We start from the raw sequence: 19372 nt of genomic DNA, 5'->3' as shown, positions 1-19372 counted from the left end.
GAGCCTGCGCCCCGGTCAGCCGGGGCGCTGCCGCTCCGGCCGCAGTCAGGCCGCAACACCTACCTCTTCGCATGGTCTACTTCACATCCGATGTCCATCTGGGCGGAGGCGGCCCCGAGGTCGCCCGCCGGGTCGAGCGGCAGTTCGTCGCCTGGCTCGACGCCGTTTCGGCCGATGCCGAGGCGGTGGTGCTGCTGGGCGACATCTTCGACTTCTGGTTCGAGTACCGCGAGGTGGTGCCCCGGGGCTTCGTCCGTACGCTCGGACGGTTGGCGGCGATGACCGACCGCGGCATCCGGGTCCTCTTCTTCACGGGCAACCACGACCAGTGGATGCGCGACTACCTTGCGCGCGAATGCGGCGTGGAGGTCTACACCGCGCCCCGCGTCGTGACGCTCTGCGGGCAGCGCCTCTTCCTGGCCCACGGCGACAACATGAACATCGGCGAGCGTCCCGCACTCCGGCTGCTCAACGCCGTCTTCCGCTCGCGTCTGCTGCGGTGGCTCTTCTCGTGGGGCGTGCATCCCGACTGGGCGATGCGCTTCGGCCACGCCTGGAGCGCCCATTCGCGCCGCAAGCACATCCGTCAGGGACCGCCCCCCGTCTCGCTGACCGACCCGCTGGTGGAGTACGCCCGCCGCTACGCCGCCCGCAATCGGGACGCGGTCGACCACTTCGTCTTCGGCCACATGCACGTGGCGCGCGACTACCGCGAAGGGTCGCTCCATACGGTGCACCTGGGGTGCTGGGAGCGCGGCCCGGTCTACGCCCGGCTCGACGAGGCGGGCAACCTTCGATTGGAACACTTCACACCCGACCTATGAAACAATACCTCGATTTGCTGCGCCGCATCCGCACGGAGGGTGTCGTGCGGGGCGACCGTACGGGCACGGGGACGCAGAGCGTCTTCGGGCACCAGATGCGTTTCGACCTTGCGGAGGGCTTTCCGCTGCTGACCACCAAGAGGGTCTTCCTCAAGGGGGTCATCCACGAACTGCTCTGGTTCCTCTCGGGCGACACGAACATCCGCTATCTGGTCCGCAACGGCGTCCATATCTGGGACAACGACGCCTACCGCTACTATGGCGAGCTGTGCGCCCGGCAGGGTGCCGAGCCGCTCGGCCGCGAGGAGTTCCTTGCGGCGGCGGGCGAGCCGTCGCCCCTCGAAGGGTACCGCTACGGCGACCTGAACCACGTCTACGGCTACCAGTGGCGCAGCTGGCCCCGGCCCGACGGCGGGGTGATTGACCAGATTGCCGGCGCCGTGGAGCTGATACGCCGCAATCCCGAATCGCGGCGCATCGTGGTCTCGGCCTGGAACGTGGCCGAGGTCGAGCAGATGGCCCTGCCGCCCTGCCACGTTCTCTTCCAGTTCTACGTGGCCGAGGGACGGCTTTCGTGCCAGCTCTACCAGCGCAGCGCCGATACCTTCCTCGGCGTCCCCTTCAACATCGCATCGTACGCCCTGCTGACGATGATGACGGCGCAGGTGTGCGGCCTGCAGCCCGGTGAGTTCATCCATACGCTGGGCGACACGCACCTCTATCTGAACCACATGGAGCAGGTCGAGGAGCAGCTCTCGCGCACGCCGCGGCCGCTGCCGACCATGCGGCTCAACCCCGCCGTGAAGTCGCTCTTCGACTTCCGCTACGAGGACTTCACGCTCGAGGGCTACGACCCCTGGCCCGCCATCAAGGCGCCGATGTCGTTCTGAGCGGAGTGGCCCCGGGGCGCATTCCGCGGCGCACCCCCGGCGAAGGAGGCGGTTCGGCCCGGTGCCGAACCCGAAATGCGGAACAGAAACCCAATTCGAAGAAAAGGATGGTATCAATCATCGTGGCCGTGGCCGAAAACGGCACCATCGGCGACCGCAATGCCCTGCTGTGGCACATATCCGAGGACCTGAAGCGCTTCAAGGCCCTCACGACGGGACATCCCGTCATCATGGGACGCAAGACCTACGAGTCGCTCGGGCGTCCGCTGCCCAACCGTACCAACGTGGTGCTCTCGCGCAGCGGCGGGGAGTTCCCCGGCTGCCGCGTCGCCCGCTCGCTCGACGAGGCGCTGGCCCTCTTTCCCGACGACGAGGAGCTCTTCATCATCGGCGGCGCCCAGATTTACGAGCAGGCCCTGCCGCTGGCCGACCGCCTCTACCTGACGCGGGTCTGCCACCCCTACGAGGGCGACACCTCCTTCCCGGAGTGGGATGCGTCGGAGTGGCACCTCGCCTCGTCGGAGGCCCACCCCTCGGGGCGGGAGTATCCCCATCCCTTCGTCTTCGAACGCTGGGAGCGCCGCCGCCCCGGACGGCAGTAGGGGGGCGGTATGTTCAGCAGGGCGGTAGAGGCTGAGGTGGCTCTCCCGGCCAACTCTTCCGACCGACTTCCCCGACCCGCTCTCCCGACCGCCTCTGGTGCATCCGTTCCAAGGGGTGCAGCGGCCCTCTGCGGCACTCCATCCAACTTTCTCCCCGAAGCTCTTCGCTTCGGGGTTTGTTGTTCCGGCTCCGACGGTCCCATCCGTTCCGGCCCGACTCTCCGGAACCGTTTTCCTGTTTTCCCGCTCCCCGTCTCCTGCTTCCCCGTTTCTCGTTTCTCGTTTCCCGTCTCCCGTCCTCTGCCTTCCGCCTCTCCCTCCGCCTTCTTTTGTCCCGACCGCAGCTGCGCCCCTTCCGGAACAACTCCGGCTGCGCCCTCCGGAACGGCCCGCGCCCCGCTTCGAAATTAGGTATTTATACTACCGCACGTCCGGGGGCGAATCCCTACCTTTGCATTCGGAAACATCTCCCCCTGCATCCCCCTTTCCGCTCCGGTCAACGCCGTGCATGGCGCTCCCCCGGACGGTGCGGCGCCGGAAATCCCGGCCAGTCGGGCGGTGCAGGGAGTCGAACCAACGCAATTATGGGAAAATACTTCGATATGCTCTGCGAGGACGTGCGCTTCCGCGAGGGGCTCAACGCCTGCATGAACTGCGGCGTCTGCACGGGTGTCTGCCCGGCGGCCGAGTTCTACAACTACGACCCGCGCCAGATTGTCGCCACCGTCCAGTCGCGCGACGACGAGGCCATCGAGGCGCTGCTCAAGAGCGATACCATCTGGTACTGCGGCGAGTGCATGTCGTGCCGCCCCCGCTGCCCGCGCGGCAATACGCCGGGCTATGTCATCCAGGCGCTGCGGAGCCTCTCGCAGAAGCTGGGCTTCTTCGTCGAGAGCGAGAAGGGGCGCCAGCAGCTGGCGCTCAAACGCATCATCGGCGACAACATCCTCCGCACGGGCTACTGCATAGTGCCTCGGATGGTCAAGCCCGAGCTGCACCCCGAGCAGGGCACCGTCTGGAAGTGGATTTTCGACAACGACAAGGAGGTCTTCGGCCGCTTCACGCCCGTCTACATGCGCCACGGCGCCGGTGCGCTGCGCCGCCTCGACGCCGGCTCGCTCGACGAGCTGCACCGTATCTTCGAGGTGAGCGGCGGCAGCGAGTTCTTCGACCGCATCGAGCGCTTCTCGGACCGCAAGGCCCGAGAGATGGGCTATGAGGAGGGTGCCGACCAGAACTACATGATGGATGTTTTCCGCTACAACAGCAACGAACACGACTGACAATGACGACGATACGACGCAAAAGCTGGAACGAGTACCAGAAGGAAATCGCGGACGACCGCTACTACTACGCCCGCAGCTGCATCCGGCAGAACTTCTTCCCGGGCAGCGAGAAGGCCTTTCTCGACATCCTGCACAACGATTTGGGACGCGACGTGCTCGACGACCCGCTGCACTCCTCGTGCACGGGCATCGGCTACCACTCGGACATCGTGCCGCTGGAGACCATCATGACGGTGGTGGCGCGGCAGTTCGCGCTGATGACCGAGGCGGGCTACGAGAACTTCATTTCGTCGTGCATCACCTCCTTCGGCGTCTACACCGAGGTGCTGGCCACCTGGAACGAGTTTCCCGAAACCGAGGAGCGCACGCGCGAGTATCTGCTCAAGGCCACGGGGCGCGAGTTCCGCAAGCCGAAGAGCCTGGCCCACACGTCGGACATCGTCTTCCACTTCCGCAACGAGATTGCCGCCCGTGCCAAGCGTCGGCTCGTCAACGCCGTGACGGGCGAGCCGCTGCGCGTGGTTGAGCACATCGGCTGCCACTATGCCAAGATTTTCCCCAAGTCGGGCATCGGCGGTTCGGAGTTTCCCTACGTGCTGGCCGGCATGGTCGAGGCGTGGGGCGGCGAGTGCGTCGACTACCCCGAGCGGCGCCACTGCTGCGGCTTCGGCTTCCGCAACTACCTGGTGCAGGCCAATCGCGGCTACTCGATTGCCAACTCGCACAAGAAGCTCGAGAGCATGGCCCCCTACAAGCCCGACTTCATCGTGGCCAACTGCCCGGGCTGCGCCATGTTCCTCGACAAGTGGCAGTATGCCATTGCCGAGATGGAGGGCACGACCTACGGCGAGAACGGCCACGGCATCCCTGTGCTGACCTACGAGGAGATGGCCGGTCTGGTGCTGGGATACGACCCCTGGGAGCTGGGCATGCAGATGCACCAGGTCGACGTCGAGCCGCTGCTCGACAAGATGGGGGTCGAGTACGACCCCGCGGCGAAGTATCTGGGCCGCAATGGCAAGTTCATCGGCAAGCCCGAATCGGCGGTGGTCAACTGCCGCCCGAGCGACACGGTCTACGACATCCGCGAGTAATCCGCGCCGCGGACCAGGCCCTTTCCGTGCCGAACGGAGCACAGCGGGGCGCATCTTCGGTTGCCGGACGGATTTCGGGGCTCAGGCGGCCGGAGCATCTTGACGGCAGGATGGTTCTCGGCCCCCGGTCGGCAGAAAATCTGGGCGGCCGGGCGGATTTCGGGGCTCAGGAGACCGGAGCACTTGACGACCGGATGGTTCTCGGGCCCCGGTCAGCAGAAAACCTGGGCCGCCGGGCGGATTCCGGGGCTCAGGTAAGGAATGAGCGACTGCCGCAACTGCCACCGCAACTGCCGCGACAGCTGCCCCGGCGGTCGGCGGCAGACGAACAGAGAGACAAGACACGACAACGCAATACATGAACAGAAGAGTAATCGTCATAGGAGGAGGCGTGGCCGGCATGCAGGCGGCGCTCCGTCTTTCGGAGCAGGGCGCCGAGCCCCTCATCATCGAGAAGGAGGCCGAGCTGGGCGGCAAGCTGCGCGGCTGGTATGTCCTTTTCCCCACCTTTACCCCCGCCTCGGAGGTGCTCTCCGAGCTGCGCCGCCGCGTTCAGGAGCGCGGCATCGAGGTGATGACCTCGACCGAGGTGAGCGGCTTTACGCGGCAGAGCGTCACGCTCGCCGACGGCCGCACGCTGCCGTGCGACTCGGTGGTGGTCGCCTCGGGCTTCACGCTCTTTGACGCCACGGTCAAGGAGGAGTACGGCTACGGCATCTACGACAACGTCATCACCTCGGCCGACCTCGAGCGGATGTTCGCCGAGGGGCGCGTGGCCTGCGCCGACGGTTCGCGCCCGAAGCGGATTGCCTTCCTGCACTGCGTCGGTTCGCGCGACGAGAAGGTGTGCCAGCAGCACTGCTCGCGCGTCTGCTGCATCACGGGCGTCAAGCAGGCCATCGAGATGAAGCGCCTCTTCCCCGAGGCCGACGTCTTCAACTTCTACATGGATATCCGCATGTTCGGCCCCGGCTACGAGGAGATGTACCGCGAGGCGCAGCAGCGCTACAACATCCACTTCGTGCGCGGCCGCATTTCGGAGGCGAGCCCGACCATCGACAACCGGATTCAAATCAAGGCCGAGGATACGCTCACGGGGCGTCCGCTGCGCATGAGCGTCGACATGCTGGTGCTGCTCATCGGCATGCGGGCCAACGACTCGAACGCCCCCTTCGCCGAGCAGGCCGGTCTGAAGCGCGCCCCGAGCGGCTTCATGGAGCCCCGCGACATGTTCCTGGGCAACGCCCGCAGCAACGTCGAGGGCATCTTCTATGCGGGCTGCATCACGGCCCCCAAGAACATCGGCGAGACCCTCAACGAAGGCACGGTGGCAGCCGATGCCGCCATGGAATACCTCAGAGCCTGACGCTTATGGCAACCATCAATTTCGGATATACGATTTCGAAGCCCCGCGCCATCGACCTCGACCGCAACAACCTGCGCAAGAGCGACGAGATTCTGCGCGAGATGCCCGAGCTGCAGACCTGCATCGGCTGCGGGGCCTGCACGGCCATCTGCACGGCCGGCAACCTGACGCAGTTCAATTTCCGCAAGGTCCACACCCTCGTGCGGCGCGGCGAGTACCAGGGCGCCTACGAGGAGATGAACAAGTGCATGCTCTGCGGCAAATGCCGGCTGGTCTGCCCGCGCGGCATCAATACGCGGGGCGTGGTCCTGCTGATTAAACGCAAACTGGGCGACTTCTGAGCGGAGCGCCCTACGGAGCCGCACCCCGGCGCGGGGGCGGCATGGAGAGTTTTTGGATATGACATTCTACGCACCATTCTGCATCCCCTTCATCGTGGGCGCGGCGCTGATGTTCGCCGTGCTGCTCTGGAAGTGGGGTACGTGGCTCTACCGACTGCCGCGTGCCGACAAGATGCTCATTCTGAAGGGAATCCCCACACGCCGGACGCTGGAAGCTCTGGGCGAGGTGGTGAGCGAGTCGCTGCTCCACCGGCGCATCTTCCGGGTGAACCCCCTGCTGGGCTACATGCACATGTCGCTCGCCTTCGGGTGGTTCCTCCTCATTGCGGTCGGGTGGCTTGAGACACTCTCGTACCTCGGGCTGCGCTGGGTGCCGCTGCAGGGCCACGTCTTTTTCAAGTACTTCGCCACGGGGCTCGAGCACAAGCCCTTCTTCGACTTCGTGATGGACCTGCTGCTGCTCTTCGTCCTCTCGGGTGTGGCGCTGGCCTGGGGCAAGCGCTTCTACTCGAAGGCCATGGGCATGCGCCGCACGACGCACCATGTTCTGGGTGACCGCGTGGCCCTCTCGGCGCTGTGGTTCATCTTCCCGGCCCGGCTGGTGGCCGAGAGCGTCACCTGCGCCATCTACGGCGGCGGTGGCTTCCTCACGGGCGGTCTGGGCAGCTGGCTGGCCGCCCACGTCGAGATGCTCACGCTCATGACGCTCGAATCGGTGGCCTGGTGGTTCTACTCCTCGTGCCTCGGCATCTTCTTCGTGGCGCTCCCCTTCTCGCGCTACATGCACATCTTTACCGAGATTCCGCTCATCTTCCTGCGCCGCTACCGCCTCCGTTCGACCGAGAAGGAGTCCTCCTACGACCACTTCCAGGTCGAGGCCTGCTCGCGCTGCGGCATCTGCATCGACCCCTGCCAGCTGCAGAGCGTGCTGGGCATCAACGACGTGCAGTCGGTCTACTTCCTGCGTGACCGCCGCTACCACACGCTGCGGCTGGCCACGGCCGACAACTGCCTCATGTGCGGCCGCTGCGTCGAGAAGTGCCCCGTGGACATCGACCTCAATACGCTGCGGCTCAACTCGCGCGACAAGATGCGCAACGTGCCCGACGAGCGGCGCTACGGCTACCTCAAGGGGCTTGACCGCTCGCAGGGCGAGGGCAAGGTGGGCTACTTCGCCGGCTGCATGACGCTGCTCACGCCCCGTACGCTCACGGCCATGGAGCAGCTCTTCCGCGCTGCGGGCGAGGAGGTGTGGTGGGCCGACCGCGAGGGAGGCGTCTGCTGTGGCCGTCCGCTCAAGCTGGCGGGCGAGACCGACTCGGCGCGCAAGATGATGCAGTACAATACGGAGCTCTTCCGCAAGCACGGCATTACGACGCTGGTCACCTCGTGCCCGATTTGTCTGAAGGTCTTCCGCGAGGATTATGCGCTCGACGGCATCGAGGTGCTGCACCATTCGGAGTATATCCTCCGCCTGATGCGCGCCGGACGCCTGCAGGTCAAGCACGGTGCCACGCGCTATACCTACCACGACCCCTGCGAACTGGGGCGCGGCAGCGGCATCTACGACGAGCCGCGTGCCGTCATCGAGGCGGTGGGCGAGCTGCTCGAACCGGCCCAGACGCGCGAAAATGCCCTTTGCTGCGGCTCCTCGGTGGCCAATCTGGCCATCTCGGACGGCCAGCAGCTGCAGATTGCACGCTCGGTCACGGGCGAGTTGGAGGCGACGGGCGCCGAGGTGATTGTCACCGCCTGTCCGCTCTGCAAGAAGGCGCTGGTACGCGGTACGCGTCACGAGGTGAAGGACCTTGCCGAGGTGGTGGCTGCCAGCATGCAGTAGCCGTCGGCGACGCGTGGCCGAGGTTCCGGGAGGGACCGTGCTGAGACAGCTAGCCGGGCGGAGACGCCCTGCCAGGGGCCAGGGAGCCGAGGCGTCGGGATGCCGGGGAGCGTGGGTGTCGGGGCCCCTGGGTGCCGGAGCGCGATGTAATTTTCGGTGCTTGGGGGCGGTTCGGACTCTCGTGGCTGGTTTCGGACCCGCAGAATCCGTGCGGGGACGGCGGAGTTCCACCCCGCAAGCGGCTGATTCATAGCGCTGCGCGGAGCTTTTCTGAAAAATATTTAAAAAATATTTGGCAAAGCCGTATTTTTGCCTTATCTTTGCAGTCGCAAAGGCGATAGTTCTACACTCAAAGACATATCGCGGGATGGAGCAGTTGGTAGCTCGTTGGGCTCATAACCCAAAGGCCGGAGGTTCGAGTCCTCCTCCCGCTACCACGACGGACAACTCAAACGGGTTGTCCGTCTTTTTTTGCCGTTTCCTCCGGATTGTTCGTCCGTTTCCGGATTTTTTGCCCCGCTGGTCCGTCCCGAAGCCCGGTTGCCGTCTGCACGGGTTGCATTTGCAGCCGATTATTCGTATATTTAACCATCCGGCCCGCCCGAACCGGATGTCGCCGTCCGGCTTCCGGCTTCGTTTCCGCGGAGCTCCGTCGCCGGCAGCAGGCGGCTCCGGAGCCGCTGCGGCGGTGCATTCCGTCCGGCGGAGAGGGCCGATGGACGATGATTCCCTTCAAAAAATACCCCTTATGAACATCAAAGCCGCTATCTTGTCGGTGCTGGCACTTCTGTGCAGCCTGTGCGCCACGGCGCAGTATCAGTATCAGATTCATCCTGTGGACTGGAAAGAGCTCAAGACCCTGGTGAAGGAGGAGCCCGAGCGGGTCCGTGAACTGGTGCGGAGAATCTCCACACCGCAGCGCGACACGACGCTGACCTATCCCGACCAAATCATCGCCTACTTCGGGCAGTCGCTGCTGACCAACGACAGCGAGGAGCGTCTGGTGCATGCGATGGACCAGGCCTATTCGGAGGAGAACTATGCCGAAGCGCTGGCGCAGGCCGAGAAGGTGCTCGCCGTCAATCCCGTCAACATTAAGGCACTCATCCGGGCGGCCTATGCCATAGCCAACATGCGTGAGGCGGGCGACGAGTCGCACGCTCACGAGGAGGGTCAGGGCTACTACTCCCGGGCCATCCGTCTGCTCGATACGATAGCGGCAACGGGTTACGGCAGCGAGGAGCACCCCTTCCACGTGACCAAAATCGCCGACGAGTATCTCTTCATGGGCCACTACCTCGAGCTGGATGCATTCGGAAGCCAGTCGCTCATCGACTGCTGCAATGTCTTCGAGCTCGGAAAGGGCAACAGGCTCTACCCCGACTCGGTCATCTATTTCGATGCGACGCGGGTGCTCGAGCTCGAGGCCGCAATGTTCGGAGGCGGGAAATAACCCGGCTGCGGAGCTGCCGACCGGCAGCAGGGGCGGACGTGTGGCGCCGCAGGGCAGCCCCTGCCGCTCCCTGTGGGGTGGAGTTGTGCGGTTTTAGTGGTCAGGGCGGAGCTTCCGAACTCTTCGGCCCAGAAATTGCACGGCCTACGGTGTTAACCACCAAAACAGCGAACGTATGAACAAGCAAGAGAACAAACAGCAGCCCTGCGACCCCTGCGAGCGCAACTTTGAACGCAACATCCACCACATCGTCCGCGAGGGCGAGGCCCCGACGGAGCGTGAACGCGAGCGCAAGGAGCAGGAGCTCCGCGAGGCCTTCGGCGAGAAGCATCCCGAGGCGGTCAAGTGACCCTCCCCGGTCTCCTTTCGGAACGTTGACGGGCGGCTCTCCATGCGTGGAGGGCCGCCCGCTTGCGTCTTGCCGTGTTCCGACCGGTCGAGGTTCCGACCGCCGGCCGCCGTGCGGTGTTACTGCTGCGGAGTGGTGAACGACGCCGTGGCCAGTCTGCCGGCACCCTGCTCGAAGCCGTTGACGTTGAAGGGAGCCCCGACGGCCATGTACTCCGTGCCGGGTGTGAGCTCCTGCCAGATGTTGTCCTCACGCTCGAACCAGCGCCATCCCTCCCAGCGCAGGAAGTAGACGACGTAATCCTCCGGGTTGGGGTAGATTTCCGCGATGGAGGGGTCGGTGCGGGCCGTGTTGAGCATCTCCTCGTAGCGCTCCCGGGTGTAGATGAGGGTGTAGTATCCGACCGTGTTGGCGTCGGGTGTATGTATCAGCCGGGCGGTGGTCGGGGTGAGCTCGCCAACCTCGATGGTCATCGTCGCCTCGGGGGCGTTCTCGGTGTAGGAGGGCGAACGTACGGGCAGCTTCTCGATGGAGTAGAGTGCGCCGCTCTCGTCCATCACGGCGCAGACGAGCCAGTAGTCGAAGTCGAGCGAACCGTTGAGCGGGATGAGCAGCCTCTCGACCGTCTCGGTGTAGATGCACGCAGGGTCGTTCTCCATGAGGTATTCGACCGTGGCGGCCTCGGTGCCGTGGGTCTCGAGCTGCATCTCCCAGATGTTCTGGGCGGCAAGAATCAGGGCGTAGCGCGAGACCTTGATGTTGGGCTCGGCCGTCGTGCGCAGATAGCCGACCGTCACTTCGGTGATGTCGACCTTGACTTCGGGAAATTCGGGCTGCGGGGGCGGAGTCTCCTGCTCCGACGAACAGCCGAGCGACAGCGTCAGAAGAGCCGTTGCCGCAAGCGTCCGGAACCAGATGCTTTTCATGTGATGGGGTTTTAAGGGTTAGATGATGGGTGAAAGGGTTGGGTTCATGGATGCTCCGGAGGGCCGTCCGGTTGGTCCTTTTCGGAGCTCCTTTCACAAATATAGAAATTGTTTTTTGAATAACAATAGTTTTGACCCGAAAACGAGGAGCTCCTTGAGGATAATCCGCACTCCGGGAAAAGGTACAAGAGAAAGAGCCTCTGCCTTGAGGCAGAGGCTCTTGTGGTGGCGTTGGGTGAAGTATGGAGCGGGTGCGGGGCGTTGTGGATGCTATCGGCCCTGCTCCTCGGCCCGGTAGGCTTCGACGCCGCGGCGGAGGAAGTCGACGAAGGCCTCGACATCGAGGTCATAACCGCGCGGCTCGACCAGCATGCGTCCGTCGCGACCCTGCAGCACGTAGTAGGGCTGCGCGTTGACCCCGAAGGTCTTCAGCGCATAGTGCGCATTGATTTTGCCCAGGCTGCGCAGCACCTTGCCCGATTCGGTGGTGACCCACTCGCTCTCGGGAAGCTCCACCTTGTCGTCGGAGTAGAGGGCGCAGATGACGTAGTCGTTGCGCAGCAGCTCCAGCACGCGGGGGTCGGACCAGACGCGGGCCTCCATCTCGCGGCAGTTGACGCAGCCGTGGCCCGTGAAGTCGATGAAGAGCGGCTTGCCGGCGCGGGCGGCGTAGGCCTCGGCCTCCTTCAGGTCGAAGAATCCCTCGAGCCCGTGGGGCAGATAGAGCACGTCGCTGTACTTGGGCGCCTTGCCGTCGACGGTCCTGAGGGGCGCCGTTGCCGATACGGAAGCTCCTGCCGAGGTCGTCTGTCCGAGGACGAAGTCCTGGGTTGTCAGCGGCGGCAGGTAGCCCGAGAGCGCCTTGAGCGGGGCGCCCCACATGCCGGGGATGAGGTAGACGACGAACGTGAAGACGGCGATGGCGAGCGCCAGCCGTCCCACGCCGACGTGCTGCACTTCGTCGTCGTGGGCGAAGCGCAGCTTGCCCAGCAGGTAGAAGCCTAGCATGGCGAAGACCACAATCCAGATGGCCAGGTAGACCTCACGGTCGAGCAGTCCCCAGTGGTAGGTCTGGTCGGCCACGGAGAGGAACTTGAAGCCGAGCGCCACCTCGACGAATCCCAGCACGACCTTCACCGAGTTGAGCCAGCCGCCGCTCTTGGGGAGCTTCTTGAGCATCGAGGGGAAGAAGGCGAAGAGGGTGAAGGGGAGTGCAAAGGCGAGCGAGAAGGCCAGCATGGTGACAATCGGGCTCCAGAACTCGCCGGCGGTCGATTTGATGAGTACCGAGCCGACGATGGGGCCCGTGCACGAGAAGGAGACCAGCACGAGCGTCAGCGCCATGAAGAAGATGCCTGCCAGCCCCTTCGAGTCGGCCTTCGAGTCGCTCTTGTTGACCATCCACGAGGGCATCGTGATTTCGAAGGCTCCGAAGAACGAGGCGGCGAAGAGCATGAAGACGGCGAAGAAGATGAGGTTGGGCAGCCAGTGCGTGGCCAGCCAGTTGAAGATGTCGGCCGTGACGGCGTCGCCGCCCACCAGGCGCGTGATGACGATGATGGCGGCGATGGGCAGCGTGTAGAGCGCTACGATGAAGAAGCCGTACATGCCGGCGCGGAAGCGTCCGAGTGCCGGCTTCCCGGAGCTCTTCATGAAGAACGAGACGGTCATCGGCACCATGGGGAAGACACAGGGGGTGAGCAGTGCGGCAAAGCCCCAGAGAATCGCTTCGATGATGAGCGACCAGAGCGAGCCGCTGCCGGCGGCATCCTTGGCCGGAGCGGCTTCGGCGGCGGTTCCGGCGGTGGTTGAGGTCTCGGCTGCTGCGACACTTCCGGAGGTTGCGGCCGTGTCGCTCACGCGCTCCGTTGCGGCGGCCGGGGTTGCGACGCTTTCACCGCCTGCCGGGGCGGCCGTCGCCTCGGCTGCCCCACCCTGAGCGGCGGCCGCGCCGACCACGAGCGTCAGCTCCGTATCCGAGGGGGGCATGCAGCTCTTGTCGTCGCAAATCATCCACTCGATGGCGGCCCGCACCTTGGCCTGCGCTGCGGTGAGGCGCACGCGCTGCGTGAAGAGGGCCTTGCCCGAGAAGGTGCCGATTTCCATGCCGAACATCTGGTCGAAGTAGCGGTGGGGTTTCGTGCGCTGCTCGACGCTGCCGACCAGCTCGACCCCTGCCTCGGGGCTCAGCGTGATGACCGTGGGGTTGGGGCCCCTTTCGTAGGGACCCATATCGTACATGTGGAAGCCCGAGGGGATGGCGGCCTCGAAGCGGAGCTCGTACTCCGCTCCGCCGAGCGGCTCGACCGAGCCCGTCCAGCCTACCTCCTGGGCGTGGAGCGTCGTGACGCCGAGCGTCAGCGCAAGAAGCGGCAAAAGGATGCGTTGGATGAGTTTCTGCATGGTATGAGTTTCACTTGAGTTCAACTTATAAATGCAACTTTTTGGGTGCGGATAATAAGCAATAAAAACATTTATTTTTCAGAGAGGAAAGAGAGACAATGTCCCCCTTTCTCTCACTCTGAATGGATAAAGTTTGCTATCTTTGCTTTAATTGTCCGTCCAAAGAAAAAAAAGTTGCAGATGAGCAAACATATAACCGAGGAACAAAGGTATGCAATTTCTATGATGTTGCAAATACCGATGAGCAAAAAAGCAATAGCGGAAGCTATCGGAGTAGATAAAAGCACTGTTTACAGGGAGATAAAGCGCAATTGCGACGCCCGAAGTGGTAGCTATAGCATGGAGCTTGCCCAGCGAAAAGCAGACAGGCGCAAGCAGCAAAAACATCGCAAGGAAGTGCTTACACCGGCAATGAGAAAACGGATAATAAAGCTGTTGAAGAAAGGATTCAGCCCGGAGCAGATTGTCGGCAGGAGCCGCTTGGAGGGAATTGCGATGGTATCTCACGAAACGATATATCGCTGGATTTGGGAGGATAAGCGGCGGGGTGGCAAACTGCACAAATATCTTCGCAGACAAGGTCGCAGGTATGCCAAACGTGGTTCTAAAAATGCAGGGCGAGGATTTATCCCAGGCAGGGTGGATATTGATGAGCGTCCCGAGATAGTGGAACTGAAGGAGAGATTTGGTGATTTAGAGATAGATACAATTATTGGTAAGAACCACAAAGGTGCCATTCTTACCATTAACGACAGAGCAACAAGCAGGGTCTGGATACGCAAGTTGTCGGGAAAAGAAGCCATCCCGGTAGCTAAGATTGCAGTATGGGCACTGCGGAAAGTGAAAAACTTAATACACACAATTACGGCTGACAATGGAAAGGAGTTTGCAAAGCACGAGGAAATTGCGCAAAAATTGGAAATAAAATTCTATTTTTGCAAACCATACCACTCATGGGAACGTGGTGCCAATGAAAACACCAACGGGCTTATCAGGCAGTATATCCCAAAGGGTAAGGACTTTAGTGAAGTAACCAACAAACAGATTAAGTGGATTGAAAATAAACTCAATAATCGACCTCGTAAAAGACTTGGATACCTCACGCCAAACGAAAAATTTAAACAAATTATTAATCAGAATTCTGTTGCATTTGCAAGTTGAATTCAGCTCAAAATAATACTTTTGTGCAAAGATAACCTATTTTGCCGGATTTTGCGTACATTTACGCGATGATTCGACTTTCCCTCATAATTGCCACCTACAACCGCGCGGGACAGATGCTGCGGGCACTCGAGTCGGTCGTTGCGCAGGATGCGCCGGCCGGGGAATGGGAGTGCGTGGTGGTCAACAACAACTCGACGGACGACACCGAGGCGCGCTTTGCCGAATTTGCGGCGCGCCACGCGGAGTTCAACCTGCGCATGGTTACCGAACGCAATCAGGGCCTTTCGCATGCCCGCAACCGCGGCATCGCCGAGTCGACGGGCGAACTGATTGCCGTCATCGACGACGACGAGCGTATCAATGCGGGCTTCGTGCGGGCCTACATCGCCTTCTTCGACGCATGGCCCGGGGCCGAGGCGGCCGGCGGGAAAATCATTCCCGAATACCCTTCGGGACGGCCCGACTGGCTCTCGCCGCTCACCGAGCGGCCGATTGCCAATCCGCTCGACCTGGGCGATGCGGTGTGTGAATTTCCCGCGTCGCGGATTCCCGGCGGCGGCAACATGGCCATCCGCCGCCGTATCGTCGAGCGCTTCGGCGCCTTCGACGTCACGCTGGGCCGCGTGGGCGGCAAGCTGGTGGGCGGCGAGGAGAGCGATTTCTTCGAGCGGCTGCGCGCGGGCGGCATCCGCCTGTGGTACGTACCAGGAGCGGTGATGTGGCACATTATCCCCTCGTCGAAGCTGACGTCCGACTACTTCCGGCGCCTGAGCTACCACGTGGGCGAGAGCCAGCGCCAGCGGGCGAAGATGCACGGGCGCTATGCGAAGGCGCTCCTGGTTGAGGCGGGCAAGTGGTGCGCCTCGCTGCTGCTTGCCTGTACGCTTACTCCGCGCCGCTCGCTGTGGCTGCTGCGCATGCGATGGGGCATCACGCGGGGGCTTCTGGCGCGCGACTGATCCGGCTGCTGCCGGGGCCTGCGGTGTTGAGGTGCACGGCCGGTCCGGGGGGCGGAAAAAATCGAGCGGCCCGGGGGACGGAAAAAATCGAGCGGTACGGCCAGCCCGGGGCGGGGGAGCGACCGGGAAAACCGGTCCGGGCGGTCAGCCCATGGGAAGCGGCGGTGCGGGCGGTCCGACGGGAAGCGGCGCCGGCGACGGTCCTATCGGTCCGGATGAAGATAAAAGCGGGGCGGTACCCATCAGGTACCGCCCCGCTTTGTTCTCCTTCGCGCCCGGTCGGAAGCTCAGCCCCGCGGTGCACGACTGTTGTTATCAGAAGAGATACTTCTCGTGCTTGACCTTGTTGACCAGTCGGAAAATCTCCTCCCACGCCTCCTCGCCGAAGGTCGTGCCCACCACCTCGATGACCTTGCCGGCCGTGATGGCGCCGATGGTGCCGCACTGGCGCAGCGAGAGCCCGTCGCAGAGCCCTGCGAGGAATCCCGCGGCGTAGAAGTCACCGGCGCCTGTGGTGTCGACCCGCTTGGCGGCGGCCATGATGCCGACGTGGACCACCTCGTCGCCGTGCTTGATGAGGGCTCCCTTGGTGCCGATTTTCACCACCGCCAGTTCGCACATCTGCGAGATGGCCTGCAGCGCATTGAGCGGCTCGGCCTCCTCGGTGAAGACCCGCGCCTCGTCCTCGTTGGCAAAGACGATGTCGACCTGCTCCGAGACCAGACGGCGCAGGAATTCGCGGTTCTCCTGCACGATGTTGAAGCTCGCCAGGTCGATGGCCACCTTCAGCCCGCACTGCTTGGCCGTGCGGATGGCCCCCTCGATGAGCTTGTGGTCCTGGACCAGGTAGCCCTCGACGTAGAGGCAGTCGTAGCCGTCGAAGATGGTGGGGACAATCTCCTCGGCCTGCAGCTCGAGGGCGGCGCCCAGATGGGTGACCATCGTCCGCTCGCCGTCGGCCGAGATGAGCGATACGCACTTGCCCGAACGCTCGAGGCCGCGGAAGACGATGGGCTCGACGCCCAGGTTCTCGAGCGCCTGCTCGAAGAAGTCACCCGTGGTGTCGGGGCCCACCTTGCCGATGAAGCCCACCTTGCAGCCCAGACGGGCCATGGCACGGATGGTGTTGCCGGCCGAGCCGCCGAGCGAGAGCGAGTAGGGGAGTCCCGCCACCGATTTCGAGATTTCGGTCTGCAGGTAGGTATCCACCAGGCTCATCGAGCCTTTGGCCAGTTTGAACCGTCCGAGGACCGAGTCGGTCTTCAGGTTGACGAGCATGTCCGTCAGGGCGTTGCCGATGCCGATTACGCTTTTGATAGTCATTGGGTCGCGTGAGAGGTTTCCGGGTGAAAAATCAAATCGAGAGAATCTTGACCAGCTCGATGTCGTTGCGGTTGATTCCCTTGTTGTGCTGGATGGCCTTCGAGAAGGGGACGTAGACGATTTCGCCGTTGTGCATGCCAATCATCACGTTGCGCTGCCCCTCGATGAGGGCCTCGATGGCCGCTTCGCCCATGCGCGAGGCTAGGATGCGGTCGATGGCCGAGGGCGAGCCGCCGCGCTGGATGTGGCCCAGGATGGTGACGCGGGCGTCGTACTGCGGGAACTCCTGCTTGACGCGCTCGGCCAGAGCCGTCGCACCGCCCGTCTTGGGGTTCTCGGCGACGATGACGATGGCCGAATTCTTGCTCTTGCGGAAGCCGTGGTTGATGAGTTCGCCCAGCTGGTCGACCTCGGTCTCCATCTCCGGGATGATGGCCGCCTCGGAGCCGGTAGCGATGGCGCTGTTGAGCGCCAGATAGCCGGCCGTGTTGCCCATCACCTCGACGAAGAAGAGCCGCTCGTGGCTCGAGGCCGTGTCGCGCAGCTTGTCGACCGCCTCCATGATGGTGTTCAGCGCCGTGTCGTAGCCGATGGTCGAGTCGGTGCCGCCCAGGTCGTTGTCGATGGTGCCCGGCAGCCCCACAATCGGGACGTTGTACTCCTGTGCGAAGATGTTGGCACCGGTCAGCGAGCCGTCGCCGCCGATGACCACCAGAGCGTCGATGCCGGCCGCCACCATGTTCTCATAGGCAGACTTGCGTCCCTCTGCCGTCATGAACTCCTTGCAGCGGGCCGTCTTGAGGATTGTGCCGCCCTGCTGGATGATGTTGCTGACGCTGCGGGATTTGAATTCGACGATTTCATTGAACACAAGGCCCTTGTAGCCACGCATAATGCCCTTGACCGAGAAGCCCTTGAAGATGGCCGTGCGGGTGACCGCGCGGATTGCTGCATTCATGCCGGGGGCGTCGCCTCCCGAGGTGAGAATGCCGATACAATTGATGCCAGCCATAATTGTCGTAGTTGGATTGTAAAACCGCCCAAAGATAGCGATATTTTCTCAATATTCTCAAAAACGGGGCCCTTGTGCCGACCTTTGGCAGCGAAAAAAGCCCTCCCGATGGTCGGGAAGGCCTTTTTTGTGAAACGAAGCGGCGCCGGTGTACCAAAGTGTCCAGCCGCTCTTCCGCCCCGGCAGCTGCGAGCCGCCGTGTTATTTGGCTTTCGAGGCCTCGGTCTTCGGAATTCCGGCCTCCGGGGTGGAGTCGGCCTTCGGCTCCGCCTCGCGCACCTGCAGCGTCTTGGTGTTGGCGTCGACCGTGATTTCGATGTTCCGGTCCCCGTTCTTCAGGTTGAGGCGCAGCGTCCGGTTGTCGGCGTCGACGACGCTCTCGACGTCGTCGCTCTCGTGGAGCAGCCGTCCCACGGTGGTCGAATCGCCGTCGATGACGATGTCGGTCTTCATCAGCTGCTCCTTCGAGTCGTGGCGCGAGAAGATACCCTCGTCGTGGCCCTCGTAGAGCGCCGCTCCGATGCAGGCGGCGATGCTGGCCAGCCATACGAGGAAGAAGCCCAGCACGGGTTTGCCTCCCGGTTTGCGCGAGGCGATGAGGCACATCAGCACGTAGATGAGCAGGATGACGGGAATCAGTAACGAGGTGATGCCGAAAATGCTTACCCAGATATCGTTGTCGAGCTGGCTCGGGAAGATGCTGCCCGGACCGCTGATGATGACGCCCAGAAGGCCGACTACCAGCACGATGGCCAGCACGATGAGCGAGAAGACAATCACTCCGGCGATGAGCTTGAGCAGGATGAGCACCACCTTGCCGAATACGGAGACCGTCTCGGCGACGATAGGCCGTGCGCGGCGGTCGGGGTCGTTGCCGGCCGCTTCGGTCGTCTCGCGGATGGACTCGGCGGTAATGCGTTCACCTTTCATCTCCAGCTTCTGGCGGGCCGTGCGTGCCACCGGCACGACGAACCACATAATCAGGTAGCAGATGATGAAGATGCCGAAGAGGTTTCCGAAAATCTGCGACATCCATCCGAGGAAGGTAATGCCCCCCATGCAGGTGAATATCAGCGGCAGGAACATCGCCAGACGCACCCATACGGGGTCGATGTCGAAGTATTTGCCGATGCCGGCGCATACGCCGCCCAGCTTGGCGTTGGCCGTGTCGCGGTAGAGGCGGCGCGGAATGCGGGGCTCCTTGGGGGAGGACTCCCCGGCGCTGCCCTCCTCGGAGCTCTCCTCCGAGATGTCGCGGGCCGAGCCCATCTGGGCGATGATGTTGTCGATGAGGGGTTTCTGGACTACGCGGTCGCCCTCCTGCGTCGAGAGAATCAGTTCGGCGATGCGGGCCTCGATGTCGGCGACAATCTCCTTCCCGTCGGCCGTCTCACCGTAGGATGCACGGAGCGAGTCGAGATAGGCTTCCAGGGTCTTGTAGGCCTCTTCGTCGAGCGTGAAGGCGACGCCCGAGATGCTGCATTTCTTTATGTTGTTCATGGCGTTGTCTGTTTCGAGGGTTGTTCGATGCGTGTGCTGC

General features: G+C 63.0%; 17 protein-coding genes and 1 tRNA gene. 13 read left to right on the top strand and 5 right to left on the bottom strand.

Features of this window, described 5'->3' with window-relative positions; translation table 11 throughout:
• Positions 1-71: 71 nt before the first annotated feature.
• The 11 genes from C8267_RS05625 to C8267_RS10975 all read left to right on the top strand — a co-directional run bounded on the left by C8267_RS05625 (position 72) and on the right by C8267_RS10975 (position 10045).
• Positions 72-824 (top strand): UDP-2,3-diacylglucosamine diphosphatase, encoded by a 753-nt coding sequence (locus C8267_RS05625; protein WP_087361668.1) that lies wholly within the window; start codon positions 72-74, stop codon positions 822-824.
• Positions 821-1714, top strand: a complete 894-nt coding sequence (gene thyA, locus C8267_RS05620; protein ID WP_106633973.1) for a thymidylate synthase — start codon at positions 821-823, stop codon at positions 1712-1714. Before C8267_RS05625 ends, thyA begins: the two co-directional genes overlap by 4 nt.
• Positions 1715-1821: 107 nt before the next feature.
• Positions 1822-2316, top strand: coding sequence for a dihydrofolate reductase (locus C8267_RS05615; RefSeq protein WP_087361666.1), 495 nt, complete (start codon positions 1822-1824; stop codon positions 2314-2316).
• 584 nt (positions 2317-2900) lie between these two features.
• Positions 2901-3599, top strand: coding sequence for a 4Fe-4S dicluster domain-containing protein (locus C8267_RS05610; RefSeq protein WP_087361665.1), 699 nt, complete (start codon positions 2901-2903; stop codon positions 3597-3599).
• Between the two features lie 2 nt (positions 3600-3601).
• Entirely contained in the window at positions 3602-4696 is a 1095-nt protein-coding gene (locus C8267_RS05605) for a heterodisulfide reductase-related iron-sulfur binding cluster (protein ID WP_087361664.1), read from the top strand.
• Positions 4697-5054: 358 nt separating this feature from the next.
• Complete coding sequence (locus tag C8267_RS05600) at positions 5055-6062, top strand: FAD-dependent oxidoreductase (RefSeq protein WP_087361663.1); 1008 nt, start codon at positions 5055-5057, stop codon at positions 6060-6062.
• Positions 6063-6067: 5 nt separating this feature from the next.
• Positions 6068-6403: a 4Fe-4S dicluster domain-containing protein gene (locus tag C8267_RS05595; RefSeq protein ID WP_087361662.1), complete on the top strand. Its 336-nt coding sequence runs from the start codon at positions 6068-6070 to the stop codon at positions 6401-6403.
• A gap of 58 nt (positions 6404-6461) precedes the next feature.
• Complete coding sequence (locus C8267_RS05590; protein WP_087361661.1) at positions 6462-8243, top strand: (Fe-S)-binding protein; 1782 nt, start codon at positions 6462-6464, stop codon at positions 8241-8243.
• A 361-nt stretch (positions 8244-8604) separates the two neighbouring features.
• A tRNA-Met gene (locus tag C8267_RS05585) sits at positions 8605-8680 on the top strand.
• Positions 8681-8991: 311 nt separating this feature from the next.
• Positions 8992-9696 (top strand): DUF4919 domain-containing protein, encoded by a 705-nt coding sequence (locus tag C8267_RS05580; RefSeq protein ID WP_158699726.1) that lies wholly within the window; start codon positions 8992-8994, stop codon positions 9694-9696.
• 175 nt (positions 9697-9871) lie between these two features.
• Complete coding sequence (locus C8267_RS10975; protein ID WP_199792080.1) at positions 9872-10045, top strand: hypothetical protein; 174 nt, start codon at positions 9872-9874, stop codon at positions 10043-10045.
• Positions 10046-10164: 119 nt separating this feature from the next.
• Here C8267_RS10975 and C8267_RS05575 read toward each other — a convergent pair whose 3' ends face one another.
• Positions 10165-10971, bottom strand: a complete 807-nt coding sequence (locus C8267_RS05575) for a hypothetical protein (protein ID WP_087361659.1) — start codon at positions 10969-10971, stop codon at positions 10165-10167.
• A gap of 270 nt (positions 10972-11241) precedes the next feature.
• A complete protein-coding gene (locus tag C8267_RS05570) occupies positions 11242-13374 on the bottom strand; it encodes a protein-disulfide reductase DsbD family protein (protein WP_106633971.1) in 2133 nt (710 codons plus the stop codon).
• Between the two features lie 180 nt (positions 13375-13554).
• Here C8267_RS05570 and C8267_RS05565 point away from each other — a divergent pair, with 180 nt between their 5' ends.
• Together C8267_RS05565 and C8267_RS05560 are read left to right on the top strand one after the other, a co-directional pair.
• On the top strand, positions 13555-14535 hold the full coding sequence (locus C8267_RS05565; protein ID WP_005794072.1) for an IS30-like element IS4351 family transposase: 981 nt from the start codon (positions 13555-13557) through the stop codon (positions 14533-14535).
• 68 nt (positions 14536-14603) lie between these two features.
• Positions 14604-15497, top strand: a complete 894-nt coding sequence (locus C8267_RS05560; RefSeq protein ID WP_106634173.1) for a glycosyltransferase family 2 protein — start codon at positions 14604-14606, stop codon at positions 15495-15497.
• Positions 15498-15812: 315 nt separating this feature from the next.
• On the opposite strand, the gene C8267_RS05555 is transcribed toward C8267_RS05560, so the two are convergent.
• From C8267_RS05555 to C8267_RS05545, 3 genes are all read right to left on the bottom strand, one after another.
• Complete coding sequence (locus C8267_RS05555) at positions 15813-16814, bottom strand: adenosine kinase (RefSeq protein ID WP_087361719.1); 1002 nt, start codon at positions 16812-16814, stop codon at positions 15813-15815.
• A 37-nt stretch (positions 16815-16851) separates the two neighbouring features.
• Complete coding sequence (pfkA, locus tag C8267_RS05550) at positions 16852-17832, bottom strand: 6-phosphofructokinase (protein ID WP_106633970.1); 981 nt, start codon at positions 17830-17832, stop codon at positions 16852-16854.
• Positions 17833-18033: 201 nt separating this feature from the next.
• Entirely contained in the window at positions 18034-19332 is a 1299-nt protein-coding gene (locus C8267_RS05545) for a PspC domain-containing protein (RefSeq protein WP_106633969.1), read from the bottom strand.
• Between the last annotated feature and the right edge of the window lie 40 nt (positions 19333-19372).

The organism is Alistipes sp. Marseille-P5061 (assembly GCF_900290115.1).
GTDB classification, from domain to species: domain Bacteria; phylum Bacteroidota; class Bacteroidia; order Bacteroidales; family Rikenellaceae; genus Alistipes; species Alistipes excrementigallinarum.
The sequence above is the reverse complement of the archived record's forward strand: the minus strand, read 5'-3'. Positions and strand labels throughout refer to the sequence as shown.

Excerpts from the sequence above, each read along its gene's own strand:
- C8267_RS05625 (WP_087361668.1), top strand. The coding sequence starts at position 72 with ATGGTCTACTTCACATCCGATGTCCATCTGGGCGGAGGCGGCCCCGAG.
- thyA (WP_106633973.1), top strand. The coding sequence starts at position 821 with ATGAAACAATACCTCGATTTGCTGCGCCGCATCCGCACGGAGGGTGTC.
- C8267_RS05615 (WP_087361666.1), top strand. The coding sequence starts at position 1,822 with ATGGTATCAATCATCGTGGCCGTGGCCGAAAACGGCACCATCGGCGAC.
- C8267_RS05610 (WP_087361665.1), top strand. The coding sequence starts at position 2,901 with ATGGGAAAATACTTCGATATGCTCTGCGAGGACGTGCGCTTCCGCGAG.
- C8267_RS05605 (WP_087361664.1), top strand. The coding sequence starts at position 3,602 with ATGACGACGATACGACGCAAAAGCTGGAACGAGTACCAGAAGGAAATC.
- C8267_RS05600 (WP_087361663.1), top strand. The coding sequence starts at position 5,055 with ATGAACAGAAGAGTAATCGTCATAGGAGGAGGCGTGGCCGGCATGCAG.
- C8267_RS05595 (WP_087361662.1), top strand. The coding sequence starts at position 6,068 with ATGGCAACCATCAATTTCGGATATACGATTTCGAAGCCCCGCGCCATC.
- C8267_RS05590 (WP_087361661.1), top strand. The coding sequence starts at position 6,462 with ATGACATTCTACGCACCATTCTGCATCCCCTTCATCGTGGGCGCGGCG.
- C8267_RS05580 (WP_158699726.1), top strand. The coding sequence starts at position 8,992 with ATGAACATCAAAGCCGCTATCTTGTCGGTGCTGGCACTTCTGTGCAGC.
- C8267_RS10975 (WP_199792080.1), top strand. The coding sequence starts at position 9,872 with ATGAACAAGCAAGAGAACAAACAGCAGCCCTGCGACCCCTGCGAGCGC.
- C8267_RS05575 (WP_087361659.1), bottom strand. The coding sequence starts at position 10,971 with ATGAAAAGCATCTGGTTCCGGACGCTTGCGGCAACGGCTCTTCTGACG.
- C8267_RS05570 (WP_106633971.1), bottom strand. The coding sequence starts at position 13,374 with ATGCAGAAACTCATCCAACGCATCCTTTTGCCGCTTCTTGCGCTGACG.
- C8267_RS05565 (WP_005794072.1), top strand. The coding sequence starts at position 13,555 with ATGAGCAAACATATAACCGAGGAACAAAGGTATGCAATTTCTATGATG.
- C8267_RS05560 (WP_106634173.1), top strand. The coding sequence starts at position 14,604 with ATGATTCGACTTTCCCTCATAATTGCCACCTACAACCGCGCGGGACAG.
- pfkA (WP_106633970.1), bottom strand. The coding sequence starts at position 17,832 with ATGGCTGGCATCAATTGTATCGGCATTCTCACCTCGGGAGGCGACGCC.
- C8267_RS05545 (WP_106633969.1), bottom strand. The coding sequence starts at position 19,332 with ATGAACAACATAAAGAAATGCAGCATCTCGGGCGTCGCCTTCACGCTC.